The sequence below is a fragment of the Phenylobacterium sp. genome, from assembly GCF_036677185.1.
Taxonomy (GTDB): Bacteria; Pseudomonadota; Alphaproteobacteria; order Caulobacterales; family Caulobacteraceae; genus Phenylobacterium.
This window is the reverse complement of record NZ_JAKFEN010000040.1, coordinates 187,726-208,216: the sequence shown is the minus strand read 5'-3', so window position 1 is coordinate 208,216 and position 20,491 is coordinate 187,726. Positions and strand designations below refer to the sequence as shown.

Here is a 20,491-nt window from a genome sequence, read left to right as displayed (position 1 = left end):
GCGGCTTGACGCCAGCACCAGCGAGCACGCCCGGAAACGCCGTGATCGTCCCGCACAGACGGAGAGATCGCGCACAGGGGAGAGGCGAACATGGCTCAAGTGAATTCGAACATTTCCAGGCTCAAGGATCGCGTGGCGATCGCGGCCCTGATCGCCGGAGCAGGCCTGATGGTCGCGCCTACCGGGGCGGCGGCCGAGGCTCCGCCGGCGGTGACCGAGGTCCAGGAGGTCATCATCACCGCCACTCGCCGCGAGGAAGCCTTGAGCAAGGTCCCGGTGGCGGTCACGGCGATCAGTGGCGAACAGGCCAAGGACGCCCACATCGGCAACTTCTCGGACCTGCCGTCCCTGGTTCCGGGCGCGACCTTCATCAGCACCAAGGGCCAGAGCACGGCCAATGTGCAGATCCGCGGCCAGAGCACCACCAACGACGCGCCCGCCCTGGAGTTGCCGGTCGCCATCTTCATGGACGACATCTACTACGGCACCCTTGCGTCCTTCGACGCGGACTTCTTCGACATCTCGCAGATCGCCGTGCTGCGCGGGCCCCAGGGCACCACATTCGGCCGCAACGTGGTCGGCGGCGCCCTGCAGATCACCAGCAACAAGCCGACCCTTGGCGAACTCTATGGCGAGACCAACATCACGCTGGAGAGTTACAACCGCCACAAGTCGACGGGTTTCGAGAGCCAGGGCTTCATCAACCTGCCCATCAACGACAAGATGGCCGGCCGGTTCGCCTACAGCGTCAAGAACGTCGAGGGGTACATGTACAATGTGCTCACCGGGAACAGTCTGAGCGACCAGAAGAGCTATTCCATCCGGCCGTCGTTCCGCTGGGAGCCGACCGAGGACGTCACGGTCAACGCCTTCCTGCAGTACAATCACGAGAACATGTACGCGTCCGGCTACCAGTTCTTCGGCCAGGGCGGAGTGGTGGCGGCCCACAAGGCGATCTCTGACGATCCCTGGGACACCTTCCACAATATCGACGGCACAAACCGCCGCGACATCTACGCCACCCAGGTGCGGGTCGACTGGGCTCAGCCCTATGGGACCTGGACGGCGCTGACCAGCTACCGGACCCTAGACGCCTTCTACCGCGACGACGGCGACTCCGGCCCCCTGCTGCGGAACACCAACAGCATCAACGCCAGCAAGGAGTTCCAGTTCAGCGAGGAAATCCGGCTGACCTCGCCCAGCGGCGAGCGCCTGGAATACGTGGCTGGGCTCTATTACAGCTTCGAGAACCTGCGGAAGCGGATCAGCTTCGGGTTCAACGGCACGACGCCGGGATCCTTCCTGGGCGTCCTGACCGGCGGGACCCTGCAGAACGAAACCGTCACCGGCGACGCCCATGTGGAGTCCGTGGCGCCGTTCGCCGAGGGCAAGTTCCACTTCAACGACCAGTTCGCGCTCACCGTCGGCGCCCGCTACACGATCGAGCACAAGAACGGCTACACCCGCCACGCCAACGGCTCGGTGTTCTACGGCGCGCCCTTCGACGTGAAGTTCAGCAAGACCTGGAAGTCGTTCACCCCGCGCGCGATCCTGGAATACACCCCAGCCGAGGGCCTGCTGTTCTATGGCGGCGTCTCGACGGGCTTCAAGGGCGGCGGCTGGTCGCTGACCAGCACCAGTCCCGCCGCGGCGGTCAAGCCGCTGAACCCGGAAAAGAGCACCAGCTACGAGGCCGGCGCCAAGGTCCAGCTGTTCGACCGGCGGCTGTCGATCAACACCGCCGTCTACCAGGCCGACACCAAGAACCTGCAGGTGCGTTCGCTGGTTGGGCCGGTGCTGACCGACACCAACGCCGGCAAGCAGCGGGTGAAGGGGATCGAAATCGAGGCGGTGGCCACGCCGGTCTCCGGCCTGCAGATCGGCGCGAACTACGCCTACACCGACGCCAAATATAAGGAATTCAAAGGCTGCGCCGCCGGCGGCGTGGATTGCAGCGGCAACACCGTGCCCTTCGTGCCCAAGCAGGACCTCAAGGTCTTCGCCGACTACCGGTGGGACCTCGGGGAGTCCGGCAGCCTGAAGGCCCACGTGGACGCCCAATGGGCGAGCACCACCGAGGTGAGCCCCCTGAACTACGCCAGGGGCGCCCAGCCGCTGGCCAAGCAGTTCACCGACAAGACCGGGATCATCAACGCCTCGCTGACCTACCAGCCGCAGGACGCGCCGTGGAAGGTCCAGGTCTGGGGCAAGAACCTCACCAACGAGTGGTACATGGCCGCGCCCTCGAATTACTATTTCTACTTCGTCACGGCCGCCGAGTTCGCGGCCCTGCAGCGGGAGGTGGATCGCGGCGTGATCAATCCGCCGCGCCAGGTCGGCGCGACGCTCACCTACAAGTTCCAGTAGTCACGGATGGGCGGGCCGCGGCCTCCGCGGTCCGCTCGCTCCCCGCTCAACCTCGCCGTCGCGGCGGCAAGGTCAGTCAGGCCCGATCATGAACAAGTCCTCGGCCACAGATTTCTCGATCCGCTACAGCTGGTTCGCCCTGGCCATCCTCTTCGTCGTGGCCCTGTTCAACTATCTGGACCGCACGATCCTCTCGATCATGCAGGTGGCGTTGAAAGAGGAGCTGGGACTCACCGACACCCAGCTCGGCACCCTGACGGGCCTGGCCTTCGCGGTCTTCTACAGCACGTTGGCGCTGCCGATCGCTCGCTTGGCCGACCGCGTGTCGCGCAAGAAGGTGCTGGCCACGGCGCTGACGGTTTGGACCTTGATGACCGCGGCCAGCAGCATGGCTGGAGGCTATTTCAGCTTGCTGGCCTGCCGGATCGGCGTGGCGGTGGGCGAGGCCGGCTGCGTGCCGACCACCATGTCGCTGATCTCCGACTTTTTCCCGCGCCACAAGCGGGCCCTGGCCATGGCGGTCTGGGGCCTGGCCCTGCCGCTGGGCGGCATGCTGGGCTTCGCGGTCGGCGGCCAACTCACCGCCGCGGTCGGCTGGCGGCACACCTTCCTGATCGTGGGTCTCAGCGGCCTGGTCATGACCCCGGTGGTGCTGCTGTTCATGCGCGAGCCGCGGCGCGGCCGCTTTGATGGGGCCGCGACCGAAGGCGCGGCGGCCGAGCCGCGCTCGATCGGCCAGTCCGTCGCCTATCTGTGGAAGATCCGTTCGTTCCGCTACCTGGTCATCGGCGAGGCGCTCCAGGCCTGGGCCCAGAGCGGCATGATGGTCTGGAACGCGCCATTCTACAGCCGCGTGCACCAGATGCCGCTGGCCGAGATCGCCACCTGGCTCGCCCTGATCACCGGCTTCGGTGGGGCGGCGGGCACCTTCCTCGGCGGCGCGCTCGCAGAGCGCATGGCGAAGGGAGACGTGCGTTGGTACATGCGCATCCCGGCCATCGCCGCCTTCCTCACCATCCCCTTCGCGCTGGCCCAGTACTTCGTGGCCGACGTCAACCTGTCGCTGGCCCTGGCCATCGTTCCGGCTGTGATGGTCAATGTCTACATGGCCCCCGGAAACGCGGTCTCGCAGTCCCTGGTCCCGGCGGAGATGCGGGCCTTCACCGCCGCGGTCTTCGTGCTGGTGGTCAATATCGTCGGCCTGGGCCTCGGCCCGACCGTGGTGGGCGTGATCAGCGACCTGCTCATCGCCGAGTTCGGCGACGCCTCCCTGCGCTACGCCCTGCCGACCGTGGTGATCCCAGCGCTGGCGGCCGCGATCCTGTTTCACCGCTCGAGCGTCCACCTGCCGCGGGAGTTGCCGCCCCTGCATCGCAGCGACGCCGAGGCGAGCGGCCTGAAGGTCGCCGACGCGACGGCGGGCTAGATCAGCGCCACTGGATCTTCTCGCCGACCTTGCGCGGCCAGAAGGACTTGAAGTCCTCGACGATGTGGCGGACGTGCTCGGCCATCAGGCGGCCGGCCTTGTCGGCGTCGCCGGCGATGATGGCTTCGGCCAGTTGGCTGTGATCATGCACGATCCGCTCCTCCAGCTCGCCGCGCTCGGCGTTGGTCAGCACCTGTTCGGTGACGATGTAGCCGATCGAGTTCAGGACCAGGGCGAGGACCGGATTGGCGGCGAGGTCGGCGACGCGTTCGTGGAAGTCCAGCCCCTCGACCACCTCCCACTTGCCGTGCTTGCCGCCATGGTCCTCGGAGAGGAACGGTGTGAGGGTTTCACGCACCAGGGCGCGATCGGGATTCTGCGCCGCCAGCCGGGCCAGCATCGGCTCGCTGGCGCTCCAGGCGTTGAGCAGCTCGTCATAGGTCGCGCCCGACATGTGCAGATAGAGGGTGAGCGTGCGGGCCAGATTGCCGGGCAGCACCTGGCCGACCACGGTGCCCGAACCCGGCCCGGGGCGGATGGCGATCAGGCCCTGGACCTCGAGCAGCCTCAAGGCCTCGCGCAGGGAGGAGCGGCTGACCCGGTACTGGATCAGCATCTCGGCCTCCAGCGGCAGGCGGTCGCCTGGCTTGAGCTTCTGGGAGACCACGTCGCGGACGATCTCCAGCGCCACGATCTCGGACGTCTTGGAGGTTCGGCGGGTCATCTCCCAGGCGCCGAGCGGTCGCGCGGCCTTCGCCGGCGGCGAGGCCGGCATCGCTTTTTCCTGACCGCGAGCCCTTGGACGTGGCGGCATGGTCGCAATCCCCTAACAGCTAATCCCGTCTGACGGCCCGCCCTGCGCGGCGGTCCGAACCAAGCCGGCGACGTACCCTAATTAGGACACACGGAGACTTCCCGCCAGCATCGTGACATTGACATTGCGCAAGCCGAGTTCATAATAATGATTATAACGGACGAAGGCGATCTGCGGCGCCCCACCAGTCTCCAGGAGACCGGGCCGCGGCTCGCGAACAATCATGTCCGAGCGGAGGAGCCCCGGTCCGGGCGCAGTGATCATGCAGCAGTCGAGCGCCTCGGGCGCCCCCCGTCTCTCATCTCAGATCGCCGCCGATTCGCGTCGACCTAGGGCCCGCCAGGGTCCGCTGGCCGGCGTGCGGGTGGCCGATTTCTGCTGGATGGGGGTGGGCGCCTGCGCCACCCGCCTGCTGGCCGATTTCGGCGCTGAAGTGATCCGCATCGAGGACCGCAACCGGCTCGACATGCCCAGGCGTCTGCCGATCTACAAGGGCGAGGCTCGGACCTATGGGGAGGAGGACGCCAATCCCGATCCCAACAAGGGCGGCCTGTTCAACAACTACAATCGCAACAAGCTGGGCGTGACCATCAACATGCGCACGGCCAAGGGCCGGGCGCTGGCCGACCGGCTGATCGCCGCCTCCAGCGTGGTGACGGAGAACTTCGCCCCCGGGGTCATGGAACGCTGGGGCCTGGTCTATGACCGGCTGAACGAGCTGTCGCCGAACGTGATCTTCGCCCGGATGAGCGGCTTCGGCCATTCTGGACCGCATGCGGAATACCGCAGCTACGGGCCGGTGGTGCAGGCGGTCAGCGGCATCTCCCACATCAGCGGCCTGCCGGGCGAGGAGCCCTCCGGCTGGGGACTGTCCTACATGGACAACGAAGCCGCCTTCTTCAACGCTTCGGCCCTGCTGACGGCGATCTATCACCGCAACATCACCGGGGTCGGCGCGGAGATCGACGTCTCGGCGGTGGAGGCCGGGATCAACCTGCTGGGCCCGATCCTGCTGGATGTGGCGGTGAACGGCCGCTCGACCCGCGGGCCCGACTATCCGCCCGGCAACCGGCTGGAACACCCGAACGCCGCGCCGCACGGCGTCTATCCCTGCGCCGGGACCGATCGCTGGATCGCCATCGCGGTGTTCAATGACCAGGACTGGCGCGGCCTGCTCTCGGCGATCGGCGACCCCGACTGGACGCGCGATCCGCGCTTCGCCAGCCAGGCGGCGCGCTTCGCCAACCAGCAGGCGCTGGACGCCCGGATGGCGGAGTGGACCCGCGACAAGGACCGCCACGAACTGATGCACGTCCTGCAGGCGCGGGGCGTGGCGGCCGGGGCGGTGCAGACCACCGAGGACACCATCGACCATGACCCGCAGATCGCCGGCCGCGGCCTGTTCTTCGAACTGGACCATCCGGTGATCGGCGAGGCGCTGTTCGAAGGCACGCCGGTCCAGTTCTCGCGAACGGTGCAGGAGAACTGGCGCTCCGCGCCGCTGCTGGGCGAGGACAACGCCCATGTCTTCAAGACCCTGTTGGGGGTGGAAGACGACGAATACGAAGAGCTGGCCGCCGAGGGGGTGATCTGAGATGCAGCCGCAATCCGGACTGCCGCACCCCCTGACCGGCCTGAAGGTGATCGAACTGGCCGAGGATCCCGCCGGCGAATATGTCGGCCGGCTGCTGGCCGAGATGGGTGCGCGGGTGATCAAGGTCGAGCCGCCGCAGGGCGCGCCGTCCCGCGCCGTCGGCCCCTTCGCTAAGGGCCAGACCAGGCCGGACGCCAGCCTCAATTTCTGGTTCTACAATTCCAACAAGGCCAGCGTGACCGTCGACCTGGGCGGACCGGACGGGACCGCTCCGCTAATGGCCCTGCTGGGCCGCGCCGACATCTTCATCTGCACCCTTCAGCCCGCGGCCTTGAGGGCGGTCGGCCTCGACCTCGAGGCCCTGACGCGGATCTTCCCGAAATTGATCGTGCTGTCGGTGACCGCCTTCGGCCTGACCGGGCCCTGGGCCGATTACAAGTCCAGCGACCTGGTGGCGCTCGCCGCCGGCGGGCCGCTGAACAGTTGCGGCTATGACGACCACTCGATCCCGCCGATCCGGCCGGGCGGCAACCAGGGCTACCATTCCGCCGCCAGCTTCGCCCACATCGCGGTGATGCTGGCCCTGCTGGAGCGGCAGAAGACGGGCTTCGGCCAGCTGCTCGACGTCTCCATGCACGAGGCTTGCGCGGTCAATGTCGAGCTGGCCAATCCCTACTGGTTCTATCCCAAGGTCCAGGTGAAGCGGCAGACCTGCCGTCACGCCCAGCCCTCGCCGACCCAGCCGGCGCTGTTCCGCTGCGCCGACGACCGCTTCGTCTATTTCGTGCTGATCGTCGCTGAGCCCAAGTCCTGGGAGGCCCTGGTGCGCTGGATGGACGGCCACGGCATGGCCGCCCAGCTCACCGAGCCGGCCTTCTCCGACGTCGCCTATCGGCAGGCCAATTTCGACCAGATCCAGGAACTGGTGGAGTGCTTCTTCCTCGTCCACGGATCGGACGAAATGTACAAGGAAGGCCAGGCTAACGGCCTGCCGATCGGGGTGCTGAACGCGCCTGAGGACCTGTTCGCCGACGAGCACCTGATCGCCCGCGGCTTCTTCGTCGACGTCGAGCACGAGGGCGTCGGAACCGTCCCCTATCCCGGCGCGGCCTATCGCTTCTCGACCTTCGGCGAGGTGACGCGCACGGCGGCGCCGAAGCTGGGGGCCGACACCGAGGCCGTGCTGGCCGAGTTCGCGACCAAGACCACGGAGCACGCCTGATGCTGGACGACGAGACCGCCTTCCTCGGACGCGACAAGTGCGCCGTCGTCGGGATCGGCCAGACCGCCTTCGCGCGGGACTCCGGCCGCAGTGTCCTGTCGCTCGCCACCGAGGCCGCGCTCAAGGCCCTGGAGGACGCCGGCCTGACCGTCGACGACGTGGACGGCATCGTCCGGGCCGATGTCGACACGGTCACGCCCTACAGTCTCGCGGCGGCGCTCGGGGTGAACAATCTCAGCTACTGGGGCGACACCGGGCCGGGCGGGGTCGCGCCCTGCATGATGATGGGCCTGGCCATCGGCGCCATCCTGTCGGGCCAGGCCAAGACGGTGATCGCCTTCCGTTCGCTCAACGGACGCTCCGAGGCCCGCCTGGGCGGCTCGGGCCAGAGGGTGGGCGCCGAGACGGTCGGCGGCTTCGGCACCTATGACGAATACTACCTGCCCTACGGCCTGCTGAGCGCCGGGCAGACCTTCGCCCTCATGGCCCAGCGCCACATGCTGGAATACGGCACCACGGCCGAGCAGCTGGGCGCGGTGGCCCTGGCCTGCCGCGAGCACGCCAACCTGACGCCGCATGCTCAGATGCAGTCCAAGCCGCTGACCATGGACGAGTACCTGTCGGCGCGGATGATCTCCACGCCCCTGCGGCTCTACGACTTCTGCCTGGAATCCGACGGCGCCTGCGCGGTGGTGATCACCTCCGCCGAGCGGGCCCGCGACCTTCGCAAGCCGCCGGTGCTGATCTCCGGCGTCGCGGGCGGCGCGCCGCCCGACCGGCGGGCCGGGATGATGTTCCCGGTGGTGACGCGGCAGGACATGACCGACCTCGGAGGACGCCGGGCCGGCGAGACCCTCTGGAAGCGGGCAGGGCTCGGCCCGTCCGAGATCGACATCGCCCAGCTCTACGACTGCTTCACCATCAGCGTCATCCTGCAGCTCGAGGCCTACGGCTTCTGCGCCAAGGGGGAGGGCGGGCCCTTCGCGGCCAGCGGGGCGATCCGCCGAGATGGGAGCCTGCCGATCAACACCGGCGGCGGCCACCTGTCGGAGGGCTATGTCCACGGCATGAACCACATCGTCCAGGCCGTGCGGCAACTGCGCGGCGAGGCCGACATGCAGATCGCGGGGGCGGAAACCTGCTTGGTCACTGGCGGACCTCTGCCGGTCGGTTCAAGCGCCGTCTTTCGAAAGGCGTCATGATGACCATTCATCCTCTATTCCCGAACGTCACCGACCGAGAAACCCACGAATTCTTCGAGGCCGCGGCGGAGGGCCGGCTGGTCTTCCGGGCCTGCAACGCCTGCGACCACGCCCTGCACCCACCGACCGCCCACTGTCCCTATTGCGGCGCCTGGGACACCGCTTGGCGCGACGCCGAGGGTACCGGCAAGCTACACGCCTGGACCACGGTCACCCACCAGATCCACCCGGCCTTTCCCGCGCCCTACACCCTGGTGGTGGTGGAGTTGGACGACGCGCCGGAGGTACGTCTGATCGGCCATATGGACGGGGCGCCGCCGCTGGTGGCCGACATGCCGATGGAGGTCTGGTTCCAGGCGCTTCCGAATGGCCCGACCCTGCCTCAGTGGCGGCCGGCTGCGTGACAAAACAGGAAAATCGGGGAGTGAGACAATCGTGAGCCGCAGACCCACCGTCGGGATCACCACCTACAACTATTCGCCGCAGGACATGATGAACCTCGCGGTCCATGCCGACCGGCTGGGCTTCGAGGGGCTGTGGTTCGGCGAGCACTACGTGATCCCGGAGAACTACGGCAGCCACCACCCGACCAAGGAGGGCTCCGCCAGCGAATCCAAGATCATCGCGCCCGACGTGCGAATCTACGACCCCTGGTTCCTGCTGGGGGCCGTGGCCGGGGCGACCAAGCGCCTGAAGATCGGCACGGCGATCTGCATCGTGCCGATGAACAATCCGCTGATCCTGGCGCGCCACACCGTGACCGCCCACGACATCTCCGGCGGCCGGTTCCTGCTGGGGACCGGGGCGGGCTGGCTGAAGGAGGAGTTCGACGCCATCGGCGTGCCGTTCAACGAGCGCGGGGCGCGGCTGGACGAGACCATCGAGATCCTGAAGAAGGCCTGGGCCGGCGGCTTCTTCGCCCATTCGGGCAAGCATTTCGCCTTCGAGTCCCTGCAGATCTCGCCCCACGCGGTGAAGGTGCCGCTGGTCTGCGGCGGCAACACCGGCCCGGCCCTGCGCCGCGTGGCCGAGGTGGCCGACGCCTGGATCAATTCGGCCATGGTGTCGCTGGAGGAGGCCCTGGAACTGCGCGCGGTCATCGAGCGCGAACGCCAGGCCCGGGGGACCGCTGGGCGGCCGTTCGAATACTATGTCCGTCCCCACTCCGCCGACCCCGACGACGTTGGCGGGTTCCTGCGCGAGGGCTTTGACAATATCGTGCTTTGGGGTCCGAACGTCTGGCCGAACACCGACGAACTCAGCCTCGAGGAAAAGATCGCCGGCCTGGAGCGGGTCGCGCGCGACCTTGGCGTCACGCCGCAGTTGGAGGCCGTCGGAGCATGAACCTGAAACCTGGCTCTCGCTGGAAGAGCGCCGTCTGCGCCGCCGAGGCGGTGGTCGTGCGCCCGCCGAACGCCGAGGTCGTGCTGGCCTGTGGCGGGGTCCCGATGCTGGGGCCCGCCGACGAGCCTCCACAAGGCGCCGCAGTCGCCCCGGACCATGCCGGCGGCAGCCTGCTGGGCAAGCGCTATATCGACGCCGAGACCGGGCTTGAGGCGCTCTGCGCCAAGGCGGGCGAGGGCGCGCTCTCGGTCGACGGCCGGCCGATGGTCGTCAAGGACGCCAAGAAACTGCCGTCCTCGGACTGACGGCAGATGCACACAGCGCTCCTCCTTGAAATGGCCGCCGAGGCCTTGGCCGACCGTCCCGCCATGGGCCTGGCGACGGCTCCGGTCAGCTATGCCGAACTCTGGGCGCGAGCCCGCGCCGCGGCGGCCGAACTCGCCCGCCGGCCGGCCGGCAACGTGGTCTTCATCGGGCTGAACTCCACCGCGGTCCCCCTGACGATCTTCGCCAGCGGCCTGCTGGGCCGGCCGTTCGCGCCGCTCAACTACCGGCTGCCCGACGAGGACCTGCGCCGCCTGCTCGCGAGGACCGCGCCCGCAGTGGCGGTGGTGGACGACGACATGTTGAGCCGGGTCGAAGGCGTGCCTGGGGTCGAGATCATCCCCTGCAGCCGGTTCGAGGCGGCGGCCCTGGCCGACGCTGGCCGCGAGCACGAGCTTCCCGAGGTCGAGCCCGACATCGCCGTCCTGCTGTTCACCAGCGGCACGACCGGCGAGCCGAAGGCCGCGGTCCTGCGCCACCGGCACCTGGCTTCCTACGTGATCTCCACCGTGGAGTTTGCCGACGCCGAGGAGGGCGAGGCCGCCCTGGTCAGCGTCCCACCCTATCATATCGCCGGCGTCTCCGCGGTGCTCACCGGCGTCTATGGCGGCCGGCGCATCGTCCACCTGCCGGCTTTCACGCCGGAGGCCTGGGTCGAGGCCGCCGTCACCGAGAAGATCACCCACGCCATGGTCGTGCCGACCATGCTGGGTCGCGTCCTCGACGTGCTGGAGGCGCGGGGCGAGAGCCTGCCGCACCTGCATTCGCTGTCCTATGGCGGCGGGCGCATGCCGCCCAATGTGATCGAGCGCGCGCTCAACCGGCTGCCGCATGTGAACTTCGTCAACGCGTATGGGCTGACCGAGACCAGCTCGACCATCTCGGTGCTGCGGCCAGACGACCATCGCGCGGCCCGCACGTCTGACGACCCGGCCGTGCGCCGCCGCCTGGGGTCGGTCGGTCGGCCTCTGCCGGGGCTGGAGCTGGAGATCCGCGGTCCGGCCGGCGAGCCCGTGCCGCTGGGCGAGAGCGGCGAGGTCTGGGTTCGGGGCGAGCAGATCTCCGGCGAATATCTAGGCCGCAAGCTGATCCGCGACGACGGCTGGTTCCCCACCAAGGACAGCGGCTGGCTGGACGAGGCCGGTTATCTGTTCATCGAGGGCCGGCTGGACGACGTCATCGTGCGCGGCGGCGAGAACATCTCCCCCGGGGAAGTCGAGGACGCCCTGCGCGCCCATCCCTCCGTGGCCGACGTGGCGGTGCTGGGTGTTCCCGACGACGAGTGGGGCGAGCGGGTGGCGGCCGTGGTGGTGTCGCGCACGCCGGACAATTCCGACGAGCTGAAGGCCTGGGTCCGCGGCCGGCTGCGCTCCACCAAGGTGCCCGCCGATATCCTGTTCCGCGCCGAGCTGCCCTATAACGAGACCGGCAAGCTGCTCCGCCGCGTTCTGAAGGAGCAGATCGTCTCGGCGAAGGATCATGAGGATGCGGCCGCCAGCTGACGCGATCCTCGCCGCCGCCCTCGACCCCGAAGGCGGCGAGGCCCTGTCGGCCCTGAGCGGCGAACCCCTGGTCGTGGTGTCCGTGGAGGATAGTGGGCGCCTACGCCAGTCTGCGGCCTCCTTGCGCGCCGGGGCGCCGATCCTGGTGGGCGTCGACGAGGCCGGCCGGACCCCGGACGGCGTCGCGGACATCTTTGACATTGTGTTGACAACTGCCGTGCAGCCACCGCGACCCTGGGTGTCGGTCGGGGATCGTGGCGTGGAGAGCGTGCTGTCGGCCCTGCGCGGAACCGTCCAGGGCAATCCCGCCGCCGCGGCGGTCTTCGCCACCGTGCTGCGACTGGGCGACCAGCTCGATTTCGAGGGGGCGCTGACCCTGGAGTCCCTGGCCTATTCCGCCCTGCTGGGCGGGGCGGATTTCCGCACTTGGCGGGCGGGCCGTCCGGTCCGACAGCGGCCGGTTTCCGACACGCCCCAGGTGCGCCTGGAGCGGCGCGACGACGCCCTGGTCATCACCCTGGCGCGGCCTGAGGCGCGCAACGCCGTCGGTGCGCGGCTGCGCGACGAGCTGACCCAGGCCCTGCGGCTGGCCCGCCTCGATCCGTCCGTAGCCCGGGTCGAACTCCGGGGCGAGGGCCCCACCTTCAGCGCCGGGGGCGACCTGGACGAGTTCGGCCAGGCCGCCGACCTGGCCCTGGCCCACATCATCCGCACCCAGCGTTCGCCGGTGCGGCTGGCCGACGAGCTGGGCGAGAGACTGACGGTGTTCGTCCAGGGCGCGGCCATCGGCGGCGGGATCGAGATCGCCGCGGCGGCGGCCAGCCTGGTGGCCGATCCCGGGGCCCTGTTCCGGCTGCCTGAAGTCGGGATGGGCCTGATCCCGGGGGCCGGGGGCACGGCGAGCCTGCCGCGCCGGATCGGCCGCCACCGGACCTGTTTCATGGGCCTGAGCGGTTTCGACATCGACGCCCGCGAGGCCCTGGCCTGGGGGCTGATCGATCGGCTGGAGCCGGTCCGATGAGCGTGGCGCACCTGGCGCCCGCCTCGGCGCGATGGGCGCGTTCGGGCCTGGCCCTGCTCACAGGGGACGCGACGCCCGCCCTGCCGCGCCGCGACCATGCCCGACGGCTCGAGGCCCTGCTCGCGGCGGCGCGGACCGCTGGGGTCGAGATCGACATGAGGTTGTTCGGCGAGCGAGCCGCGGAGCTCGGCCTGACGCGTCGGGGTCGGACGTCCGCCAATGGAACCGCGCGCCTGATCGAGACCGCCGACGGCTGGCTGGTCGTGAACCTGGCCCGTGCCGACGACCTGGAGGCGGTCCCCGCCTGGATAGGTTGCGGCCTGGGCGACGAGCCCTGGGCGGCGCTGGAGCGCGCGGCGCGGCGCCGGTCGGCCGCCGAGCTGGCCGAGGCCGGGCAGGAGTTGGCCATTCCCGCCGCCGTTGTCGGCGGCCGGGGTGACATCCAGCAGCAGGCGCGCGGCGACATCCTCGGCGGCCGTGTCGTCCGGCTGGCGCCGGGGCGCGGGGAGGCCGTGCATCATCCTCTTGTCATCGACCTGTCCTCCCTGTGGGCGGGACCGCTCTGCGGTCAGCTGCTGGGCCTGGCCGGGGCGCGGATGGTGAAGGTGGAGAGCGCTGGGCGTCCCGACGCGGCGCGCCATGGTCCGCGCGCCTTCTTCGACCGCCTGCACGCGGGCCACGAGTCCGTGGTGCTGGATTTCGCGACGAGGGAGGGCCGCGGCCAACTCGCCCGGCTGATCGCCCGCGCCGACCTGGTCATCGAGAGCAGCCGCCCCCGCGCCCTGGAACAGCTCGGCGTCGACCTGGAGGCGGCCTTCGCGGCCAATCCCGCCCTGGTCTGGGTCAACCTCACCGCCTATGGCCGCACCGGCCCCTGGCGCAATCGGGTGGGGTTCGGAGACGACGCCGCCGCCGCCGCCGGTCTGGTCGTCTGGGACGGTTCGGGGCGGCCGATGTTCGTCGGTGACGCCCTGGCCGACCCGATCGCCGGGGTGAGCGCCGCGACGGGCGCGCTCCAGGCCCTGGCGGCGGGCGGCGGCTTGCTGGTCGACGTGGCCCTGCGCGAAGCCGCCGCCTTCGTGGCCGCCGCCGACCCGGTCGCCGAGGCTGAGCTGGGCGAAGTCGTCGGCGGCGAGGGAACCTGGCGCTGGAACGACACACCGCTCGCCCCGCCTCAAGCGCGGCCGGAGCGCGGGTCGGCCCCGATCATGGGCGCCCACACGGCCGCGATCCTGGCTGAGTTCGCATGAGCGGCGACCTGCTGATCCGCGGTGTCGAGGTCGAGGACCGACCGGGTGTCGACGTTCGCGTGGCCGGTGGGCGGATCGTCGAGATCGGATCGGGGCTCTCCGGCCAGGAGCCCGACCTCGACGGCCGGGGCGGGGCGCTGCTGCCCGGCCTGATCGACCACCACATTCATCTGTTCGGCCTGGCGGCCCAGGCGGCCTCCGTCGAGCTGGATGGTCAGACCTCCATCGAGGGGATCGGCCGGGCCCTGCGGGCCAAGGCGGGCGAGCTGTCGCCAGGCGCGTGGCTGCGCGGCGTCGGCTATCACGAGGCCGGCGGCGAGCCGCTGGACCGGGCCTCTCTGGATATCATGGTCGCCGACCGTCCCGTGCGCATCCAGCATCGCACGGGGGGGCTGTGGATCCTGAACTCCGCGGCGCTGGATGAGGTCGCCGATGGCGCGACGCCGCCGTGTGTCGAGCGGGATGATCAGGGCGAGCCGACCGGGCGCATCTGGCGCGGTGACGACTGGCTTCGCGGGCGGCTGGCCCAGAGCCCGCCGTCCCTGGCCGGGGTCAGCGCCGCCCTCGCCCGGCGTGGGGTGACCGGCGTGACCGAGGCCAGCGTCACCAACGACCCGGCCCAGGCCGACGTCTTCGCCCGCGCCATCGCGGCGGGCGAGTGGCGTCAGCGGCTGATGCTGATGGGCGGCGGGTTCCTGGAGGCCCCGGCCGACGGCGCCTTCCAGGTCGGACCGGTGAAGGTGCTGCTCGACGACGACCGCCTGCCGGATCTGGACGCCGTCTGCGCGACCATCGCCCGGGCCCGCGACTGGGGGCGCAAGGTCGCGATCCATTGCGTCGCCGCCGGGGAACTGGCCTTCGCCCTGGCCGCCTTCGGGCTGGCGGGCGCCGAGCCGGGCGACCGCATCGAGCACGGCGGGATCATCCATCCGGACGCGGCGCGGGAGATCGCCAGGCTGGGCCTCACCGTCGTCACCCAGCCGGGTTTCGTGGCCGAGCGCGGCGACCGCTACCTGGCCGAGGTGGACCCTACCGATCTCGCCGCCCTCTATCCCTGCGCCAGCCTGATGCGCGCCGGGATCAAGGTGGCCGGAAGCAGCGACGCCCCCTACGCCGCCGCCGACCCTTGGGCGGCCATGTCCGCGGCGATCAATCGGACCACCCCGAGCGGCCGGCTCCTGGGGTCCGACGAACGCGTCGCCCCGCGCGCGGCGCTGAATATGTTCCTGGGCGACTTCGCCGATCCCGGCGGCGACCGCCGCCGCGTGGAAGTCGGGGCGGCGGCCGATCTCTGCCTGCTGCGCTGTCCTCTGGATGTGGCGCTGGCGGCTCCGGACGCCTCATGGGTCGCCGCCACCCTGGTCGGTGGCGAGGTCATTCACCGGGCCTAGCAATCCCGCCGGTAGACCGGGTCGCCGCGGTCGCGCCGGCCGCGTTCGCTCGCCGGCCGGTCGAAGAAGCCTCGATCGCTGGCCGGCTCGTAGCGAAGCCACTCGTTCACCCCCTGGCGGTGGGCGATGCGCCAGACGCCGTCGCGGCGCTCGAAACGGTCCACGTAGCGCCCGCCCATGATGCGGTCCTCGCGCGGCGCGCCGCCGGGCGGCGGCTCTGCGCCGAACCGGTGATAGGAGGTGAAATAGCTCTCCACCCAGGCCCGCTCGCCGTCGAGCTCGATGGAGACCTGGCCGAGCTGGTGGTGGGTCAGGACCACCTGCCGCACCGCCGCCAGGCCCAGGGCGCAGAAGTCGCGGGAGAGGCCCTTGAAGGCGCCGTGCTCGTGGGTGGCGTCGGGGTGGAAACAGCTGGCCAGCAGGGCTTCGTCGCAGCGGTCGAAGGCGCGGCAATAGCGGGCCGCCACCTCGGCGATCTCGGCGCGGCTGGCCAGGTCCTCGAGGGTCATGACGGTCAGGCGGTCGCCTTGGCCGCGGCGGCGGCCAAGGCGGCGCCCAGGATCTGCTCGGCCTCGGCGAACAGGGCCGGATCCACGCTCCGTTCCGAGGCCGCCACATTCTCGTCGACCTGGTCGGGCCGCGAGGCGCCGATGATGGCCGAACTCACCTGGTCGTTGGCGAGCGTCCAGGCGATGGCGAACTGGCCCAGCGTCAGCCCGGCCTCGGCGGCCAAGGGCTTCAGGCGCTGGACGGCCTGGAGAACCGCCGGCTTGAACCAGTGGCGGGTGTATTTGCTCATCTCGACGCTGGCGCCGCGCAGGCCGCCGGGCGGGCCGGCGTCGGGGGCGTACTTGCCGGTCAGCACCCCCTGAGCCAGGGGCGACCAGATGAGCTGGCCGATCCCCTGCGCGCGGCAGAGCGGGAAGACCTCCGCCTCCGGCTGGCGCCAGAGCAGGGAATACTGGGGCTGGCTGGAGACGAAGCGTTCGGTCCCGACCATGGCCTGGGCCTCCGCGATCCTGTCGGCGGGCCACTCGCTGAAGCCGAGATAGCGGACCTTGCCCTGGCGAACGACCTCGCTGAGGGCCTCCATGGTCTCCTCCAGGGGCGTCTCGTCGTCGTAGCGATGGCACTGGTAGAGATCGACGTGATCGGTGCGCAGCCGCTGGAGCGAGCCGTCGATCTGCTTGAACACCTGAGCCCGTGACAGGCCTCGGTCGCCATCGGCCATCGGCCCCCAGAGCTTGGTGGCCAGGAGATAGGAGTCCCGCGGCCGTCCGGCCAGGGCTTCGCCCACCAGCCGCTCGGACTCGCCGAAGCCATAGACATTGGCGGTGTCGATCAGGTTGACCCCGAGCTCCAGCGCCCGGTGCAGGCAGGCGATGTGACGCGCCCGGGCCTCGCCTTCGCCGAAGCTGAGCCAGGTTCCCAGCGAGATTTCCGACACCATGAGGTCGCTGGAGCCCAATTGGCGATAGCGCATGCGGTTTCTTCTCCCCGTTTTCGCCGGTCATGACGCCGGCCCGGCGCCTGGCGTATTGACAGGTCCCGGGTAATTCATCGTAATGATCATAATGTACAAATGGCTGCGTTCAAGCGGCCGCGTGCGATCGCCGCGCGCTCAGCAAGGGACGAAACGATATGGCTTGGGACTTCGAGACCGACGCGGACTTTCAGGCGAAGCTGGACTGGGCCGAGGCCTTCGTGCGCGAGGAGGTCGAGCCGCTCGACCATCTCCTGGGGGCGGTCTACGACGTCAAGAACCCCAACAATATCCGCCTTGTTCGGCCCCTGCAGGCCAAGGTGAAGGCCCAGGGCCTGTGGGCCTGCCACCTGGGTCCGGAACTGGGCGGGCCCGGCTACGGCCAGGTGAAGCTCGCCCTGTTGAACGAAATCCTGGGCCGCAGCGACTTCGCCCCCGTGGTGTTCGGCTGCCAGGCGCCCGACACGGGCAACGCCGAGATCCTCGCCCACTTCGGCACGGCGGCGCAGAAGGCGCGCTACCTGCAGCCGCTGCTGAACAACGAAATCGTCTCCTGCTTCTCGATGACCGAGCCGCAGGGCGGGGCCGATCCCCTGGTCTTCACCACCCGCGCGACGCTGGACGGCGACCAGTGGGTGATCAACGGCGAGAAGTGGTTCTCGTCCAACGCCCGCTGGGCCGACTTCCTGATCGTCCTGGCGGTGACCGACCCCGACGCGCCGCCGCACGCGCGCATGTCGATGTTCATCGTGCCGTCCGAGACCCCGGGGATCGAGATCCTGCGCAATGTTGGCTTCCAGGGCGAGCGCGAGCCGGCCCACGCCTATGTGCGCTACACCGATGTGCGGGTGCCGCTGGACCACCTGCTGGGTGATCGCGGCGACGGCTTCGGCGTGGCCCAGACGCGGCTCGGCGGCGGGCGCATCCACCACGCCATGCGCACCATCGGCGAGGCTCGCAAGGCGCTGGACATGATGTGCGAGCGCGCCCTGTCGCGGACCACCGCCGGCTCGCGTCTTTCCGAAAAGCAGATGGTCCAGGAGAAGATCGCCGACAGCTGGATCGAGCTGGAGCAGTTCCGCCTGCTGGTGCTGCGCACCGCCTGGCTGATCGACAAGCACCAAGACTACCGCAAGGTCCGCAAGGACATCGCCGCGGTGAAGGTGGCCATGCCCAAGGTGCTGCACGACATCGCCTCGCGCGCCCTGCAGATCCACGGCTCGCTGGGGATCTCCACCGAGATGCCGTTCATGAACCAGATCGCGGTCTCGTTCATCATGGGCCTCGCCGACGGTCCGACCGAGGTCCACAAGGTCACCGTCGCCAAGCAGGTGCTGCGCAACTACCGCCCGACCAACGACCTGTTCCCGGCCTACAACCTGCTCTCGGCGACGGAGCGGGCCCAGGAGATGTATCCCGAACTCGAGGAGCTGGTGGCCGCCGAGGTCGCCTGACGGCCATGGCGGCTCCAGGCCGAATCTGGCTGATCGCGGGCCTGGCGGCGCTGGCGCTCGTCGGCTGCTCGAAGCCCGGCGGGCGAGAGGTGGACGCCGCCCGGCTCGCCGCGGCCGCCGACAGTCCGGGCGACTGGCTCACCAACGGCCGCACCTATGCCGAGGATCGCTACTCGCCGCTGGACCAGATCACGGGCGCCAATGTGGACCGCCTGGGCCTGGCCTGGGAGCAGAGCCTGGAGAGCCGCGGCTTCGGGGTCGAGGCCACCCCGTTGGTGGTCGACGGGACGCTCTATGTCACCTCGACCTGGAGCCGGGTGTTCGCCTTCGACGCGGCTACCGGCAAGCGGCTCTGGGCCTACGATCCGCAGGTCCGCAAGGAACTGCTGCGCACCGGCTGCTGCAAGGCGGTGAACCGCGGCGTCGCCTTCTGGAAGGGCAAGGTCTATGTCGGCGCCTTCGACGGCCGGCTGATCGCGCTGGACGCCAAGACCGGCGAGCCCGTCTGGTCGGCGGACACCACCGGCGGCGCCAAGCCCTACACCATCACCGGCGCGCCGCGGGTGGTGAAGGGCAAGGTGGTGATCGGCAATGGCGGCGGCGACTACGGGGCGCGGGGCTTCTTCTCGGCCTATGACGCCGAGACCGGCAAGCTCGCCTGGCGCTTCTTCACCGTCCCCGGCGACCCGAGGAAGCCCTTCGAGCACCCGGAGCTAGCGGCCGCCGCCAAGACCTGGGATCCCAACCGCGACTGGTCGATCGGCGGCGGCGGCACGGTGTGGGATTCCTTCTCCTACGATCCCCAGCTCAACCTGCTCTATGTCGGGGTGGGCAACGCGGGTCCCTATAACCAGAAGGTCCGCAATCCGGGCGGCGGCGACCAGCTCTATGTCTCCAGCATCCTGGCGGTGAACCCCGACACCGGGCGGCTGGCGTGGCACTATCAAACCACGCCCGGCGACAACTGGGACTTCACCGCCACCCAGAACATGGTGCTCACCGACCTCACGATCGGCGGGCGCAAGCGCCAGGTGCTGATGCAGGCGCCGAAGAACGGCTTCTTCTACGTCCTCGACCGCAAGACGGGCGAACTGCTGGCCGCCGACAAGTATGCCCGGGTCAATTGGGCGAGCCATGTGGACCTGAAGACCGGCCGTCCGGCCGCGACGCCGGCCGGGGACTACTCAAGGGAGGCCCGCCTGGTCTTCCCCAGCGCCTATGGCGCCCACAACTGGCAGCCGATGGCGTTCAATCCCAAGACCGGTCTGGTCTATATCCCGGCTCGCGACCTGGGCTGGGTCTGGGGCGCCGAGACCCTCACCTGGTTCTATGAGGGCGCCGATCTCGCGACCCTGACCAAGGACGACGTGCGCAAAGCCACCACCGGCGTGCTGATCGGCTGGGACCCCGTGGCCCGCAAGCCCCGCTGGACCGCGCCGCAGCCAACCCTGATGAGCGGCGGCGTCCTGACCACCGCCGGCGACCTGGTCGTGCAGGGGACCCAGGACGGCTGGATCGAGTTCCGCGACACGGCCAGCGGCAAGCTGCTGCGGCGGATATTTGTCGGTACGGGCATGGTGGCGCCGCCGGTGAGCTATGCCGTGGACGGCGTCCAGTACATCGCAATCGCGGCAGGCTGGCATGGGGTGAGGACCGCGCCGGACCCGGCCGGGGCGCCGCCGCCCCGCGACAACGCTGGCCGCCTGATCGTGCTCAAGCTGGACGGGGGCGAGGTGTCCGTGGCGCCGGTCGTGGAGGACCAGCCCTTCCTGGCCGGCGTGGGCGCGCAACCTGCGGACCTGGTCGCCACCGGCAAGGCCCGCTACCAGCGCTATTGCGGCGGCTGTCACGGCCTGTTCGGGGAACGCAGCGTGTTGCCGGACCTGCGGCGCATGTCGCCAGAGACCTATGAGGCCTTCGACGACATCGTGCTGGGCGGCGCCTACAAGGAGGGCGGCATGGCCAGCTTCGCCGACGTGCTCACGCCGGACGACAGCCGCGCCATCCGCGCCTATGTCGCCGACTGGGCGTCACGCTCGGCAGCCGGATTGCGCACGGAGGCTGGCGCGGCGGGGAGAGCCAAGTAGTCTGTCCTCA

17 protein-coding genes are annotated in these 20,491 nt (G+C 69.7%); 14 read left to right on the top strand and 3 right to left on the bottom strand.

Annotated elements, in window-relative coordinates; genetic code table 11:
- Positions 1–90 precede the first annotated feature (90 nt).
- Both V6M51_RS21515 and V6M51_RS21510 read left to right on the top strand, forming a co-directional pair.
- Positions 91–2,367 (top strand): TonB-dependent receptor, encoded by a 2,277-nt coding sequence (locus V6M51_RS21515; protein ID WP_332770285.1) that lies wholly within the window; start codon positions 91–93, stop codon positions 2,365–2,367.
- An 88-nt stretch (positions 2,368–2,455) separates the two neighbouring features.
- Complete coding sequence (locus V6M51_RS21510) at positions 2,456–3,793, top strand: spinster family MFS transporter (RefSeq protein ID WP_332770284.1); 1,338 nt, start codon at positions 2,456–2,458, stop codon at positions 3,791–3,793.
- 1 nt (position 3,794) lies between these two features.
- Here the strand turns inward: V6M51_RS21510 and V6M51_RS21505 are convergent, their stop codons facing one another.
- On the bottom strand, positions 3,795–4,568 hold the full coding sequence (locus tag V6M51_RS21505; protein WP_332770283.1) for a FadR/GntR family transcriptional regulator: 774 nt from the start codon (positions 4,566–4,568) through the stop codon (positions 3,795–3,797).
- A gap of 301 nt (positions 4,569–4,869) precedes the next feature.
- On the opposite strand from V6M51_RS21505, the gene V6M51_RS21500 reads away from it, so the two are divergent.
- The 10 genes from V6M51_RS21500 to V6M51_RS21455 are packed head-to-tail and all read left to right on the top strand — an operon-like array spanning position 4,870 to position 15,457.
- Complete coding sequence (locus V6M51_RS21500; RefSeq protein WP_332770282.1) at positions 4,870–6,201, top strand: CaiB/BaiF CoA transferase family protein; 1,332 nt, start codon at positions 4,870–4,872, stop codon at positions 6,199–6,201.
- Between the two features lies 1 nt (position 6,202).
- Positions 6,203–7,423: a CaiB/BaiF CoA transferase family protein gene (locus V6M51_RS21495; protein WP_332770281.1), complete on the top strand. Its 1,221-nt coding sequence runs from the start codon at positions 6,203–6,205 to the stop codon at positions 7,421–7,423.
- Positions 7,423–8,625 carry a thiolase C-terminal domain-containing protein gene (locus V6M51_RS21490; RefSeq protein WP_332770280.1) on the top strand — a complete coding sequence of 401 codons (1,203 nt, stop codon included), beginning with the start codon at positions 7,423–7,425 and terminating at the stop codon, positions 8,623–8,625. Before V6M51_RS21495 ends, V6M51_RS21490 begins: the two co-directional genes overlap by 1 nt.
- Positions 8,625–9,029: a Zn-ribbon domain-containing OB-fold protein gene (locus V6M51_RS21485; RefSeq protein WP_332770279.1), complete on the top strand. Its 405-nt coding sequence runs from the start codon at positions 8,625–8,627 to the stop codon at positions 9,027–9,029. The genes V6M51_RS21490 and V6M51_RS21485 overlap by 1 nt, the downstream gene beginning before the upstream one ends.
- A 31-nt stretch (positions 9,030–9,060) precedes the next feature.
- Positions 9,061–9,969 (top strand): TIGR03619 family F420-dependent LLM class oxidoreductase, encoded by a 909-nt coding sequence (locus V6M51_RS21480; protein ID WP_332770278.1) that lies wholly within the window; start codon positions 9,061–9,063, stop codon positions 9,967–9,969.
- On the top strand, positions 9,966–10,274 hold the full coding sequence (locus tag V6M51_RS21475; protein WP_332770277.1) for a hypothetical protein: 309 nt from the start codon (positions 9,966–9,968) through the stop codon (positions 10,272–10,274). The genes V6M51_RS21480 and V6M51_RS21475 overlap by 4 nt, the downstream gene beginning before the upstream one ends.
- A gap of 6 nt (positions 10,275–10,280) precedes the next feature.
- Complete coding sequence (locus V6M51_RS21470; RefSeq protein ID WP_332770276.1) at positions 10,281–11,795, top strand: class I adenylate-forming enzyme family protein; 1,515 nt, start codon at positions 10,281–10,283, stop codon at positions 11,793–11,795.
- Positions 11,779–12,816 carry an enoyl-CoA hydratase/isomerase family protein gene (locus tag V6M51_RS21465; protein ID WP_332770275.1) on the top strand — a complete coding sequence of 346 codons (1,038 nt, stop codon included), beginning with the start codon at positions 11,779–11,781 and terminating at the stop codon, positions 12,814–12,816. The genes V6M51_RS21470 and V6M51_RS21465 overlap by 17 nt, the downstream gene beginning before the upstream one ends.
- Positions 12,813–14,066: a CoA transferase gene (locus tag V6M51_RS21460; protein ID WP_332770274.1), complete on the top strand. Its 1,254-nt coding sequence runs from the start codon at positions 12,813–12,815 to the stop codon at positions 14,064–14,066. The genes V6M51_RS21465 and V6M51_RS21460 overlap by 4 nt, the downstream gene beginning before the upstream one ends.
- Entirely contained in the window at positions 14,063–15,457 is a 1,395-nt protein-coding gene (locus tag V6M51_RS21455) for an amidohydrolase family protein (protein ID WP_332770273.1), read from the top strand. Before V6M51_RS21460 ends, V6M51_RS21455 begins: the two co-directional genes overlap by 4 nt.
- Here V6M51_RS21455 and V6M51_RS21450 read toward each other — a convergent pair.
- The gene (locus V6M51_RS21450) at positions 15,454–15,966 is read right to left on the bottom strand and encodes a nuclear transport factor 2 family protein (RefSeq protein ID WP_332770272.1); all 513 of its coding nucleotides are present in this window, start codon (positions 15,964–15,966) and stop codon (positions 15,454–15,456) included. The genes V6M51_RS21455 and V6M51_RS21450 overlap by 4 nt on opposite strands.
- A 5-nt stretch (positions 15,967–15,971) precedes the next feature.
- Positions 15,972–16,940, bottom strand: coding sequence for an aldo/keto reductase family protein (locus V6M51_RS21445; RefSeq protein ID WP_332770271.1), 969 nt, complete (start codon positions 16,938–16,940; stop codon positions 15,972–15,974).
- A 158-nt stretch (positions 16,941–17,098) separates the two neighbouring features.
- On the opposite strand from V6M51_RS21445, the gene V6M51_RS21440 reads away from it, so the two are divergent.
- Together V6M51_RS21440 and V6M51_RS21435 are read left to right on the top strand one after the other, a co-directional pair.
- On the top strand, positions 17,099–18,394 hold the full coding sequence (locus V6M51_RS21440) for an acyl-CoA dehydrogenase family protein (protein WP_332770270.1): 1,296 nt from the start codon (positions 17,099–17,101) through the stop codon (positions 18,392–18,394).
- A gap of 5 nt (positions 18,395–18,399) precedes the next feature.
- Complete coding sequence (locus V6M51_RS21435) at positions 18,400–20,481, top strand: PQQ-dependent dehydrogenase, methanol/ethanol family (protein WP_332770269.1); 2,082 nt, start codon at positions 18,400–18,402, stop codon at positions 20,479–20,481.
- Positions 20,482–20,491: the final 10 nt, after the last annotated feature.

What these genes read in the sequence shown, in the direction of transcription:
- V6M51_RS21515 (WP_332770285.1), top strand. Translation starts at nt 91, where the DNA reads ATGGCTCAAGTGAATTCGAACATTTCCAGGCTCAAGGATCGCGTGGCG.
- V6M51_RS21510 (WP_332770284.1), top strand. Translation starts at nt 2,456, where the DNA reads ATGAACAAGTCCTCGGCCACAGATTTCTCGATCCGCTACAGCTGGTTC.
- V6M51_RS21505 (WP_332770283.1), bottom strand. Translation starts at nt 4,568, where the DNA reads ATGCCGGCCTCGCCGCCGGCGAAGGCCGCGCGACCGCTCGGCGCCTGG.
- V6M51_RS21500 (WP_332770282.1), top strand. Translation starts at nt 4,870, where the DNA reads ATGCAGCAGTCGAGCGCCTCGGGCGCCCCCCGTCTCTCATCTCAGATC.
- V6M51_RS21495 (WP_332770281.1), top strand. Translation starts at nt 6,203, where the DNA reads ATGCAGCCGCAATCCGGACTGCCGCACCCCCTGACCGGCCTGAAGGTG.
- V6M51_RS21490 (WP_332770280.1), top strand. Translation starts at nt 7,423, where the DNA reads ATGCTGGACGACGAGACCGCCTTCCTCGGACGCGACAAGTGCGCCGTC.
- V6M51_RS21485 (WP_332770279.1), top strand. Translation starts at nt 8,625, where the DNA reads ATGACCATTCATCCTCTATTCCCGAACGTCACCGACCGAGAAACCCAC.
- V6M51_RS21475 (WP_332770277.1), top strand. Translation starts at nt 9,966, where the DNA reads ATGAACCTGAAACCTGGCTCTCGCTGGAAGAGCGCCGTCTGCGCCGCC.
- V6M51_RS21470 (WP_332770276.1), top strand. Translation starts at nt 10,281, where the DNA reads ATGCACACAGCGCTCCTCCTTGAAATGGCCGCCGAGGCCTTGGCCGAC.
- V6M51_RS21465 (WP_332770275.1), top strand. Translation starts at nt 11,779, where the DNA reads ATGCGGCCGCCAGCTGACGCGATCCTCGCCGCCGCCCTCGACCCCGAA.
- V6M51_RS21460 (WP_332770274.1), top strand. Translation starts at nt 12,813, where the DNA reads ATGAGCGTGGCGCACCTGGCGCCCGCCTCGGCGCGATGGGCGCGTTCG.
- V6M51_RS21455 (WP_332770273.1), top strand. Translation starts at nt 14,063, where the DNA reads ATGAGCGGCGACCTGCTGATCCGCGGTGTCGAGGTCGAGGACCGACCG.
- V6M51_RS21450 (WP_332770272.1), bottom strand. Translation starts at nt 15,966, where the DNA reads ATGACCCTCGAGGACCTGGCCAGCCGCGCCGAGATCGCCGAGGTGGCG.
- V6M51_RS21445 (WP_332770271.1), bottom strand. Translation starts at nt 16,940, where the DNA reads ATGCGCTATCGCCAATTGGGCTCCAGCGACCTCATGGTGTCGGAAATC.
- V6M51_RS21440 (WP_332770270.1), top strand. Translation starts at nt 17,099, where the DNA reads ATGGCTTGGGACTTCGAGACCGACGCGGACTTTCAGGCGAAGCTGGAC.
- V6M51_RS21435 (WP_332770269.1), top strand. Translation starts at nt 18,400, where the DNA reads ATGGCGGCTCCAGGCCGAATCTGGCTGATCGCGGGCCTGGCGGCGCTG.